The sequence below is a fragment of the Cognatundibacterium curvum genome, assembly GCF_014284235.1.
Lineage (GTDB): Bacteria > Pseudomonadota > Gammaproteobacteria > Burkholderiales > Burkholderiaceae_D > Undibacterium > Undibacterium curvum.
This window is the reverse complement of the sequence record NZ_JACOGD010000056.1, coordinates 1-219: the sequence shown is the minus strand read 5'-3', so window position 1 is coordinate 219 and position 219 is coordinate 1. Positions and strand designations below refer to the sequence as shown.

Sequence of the window (219 nt, the reverse complement as noted above, 5' to 3'; positions counted from 1 at the left end):
AAGACGGCCTCCTGATCAGCAGCGAAGCAAGACCCCAGGCACAAAACCACCACACCAGCCTGAACGAAAGCGCACAACGGCTGCAGCACGCGCACAATTTACACGCCAGTCTGGCCGACGCCGCCCAGCAAGCCGGAGCGCAAGAAGCAAGCGATCAGCCTCAGGTCGCACAAGACCTCGAACAACAAAATGCAGAAATCGCAGGCTCAGCAAACAAGG

Annotated in this window: 1 protein-coding gene; it reads left to right on the top strand. The window is 58.4% G+C overall.

What is annotated here, in order from left to right:
* Positions 1–219: type VI secretion system Vgr family protein (locus H8K43_RS19365; protein WP_186905273.1), on the top strand; the 219-nt coding region annotated here is incomplete at both ends.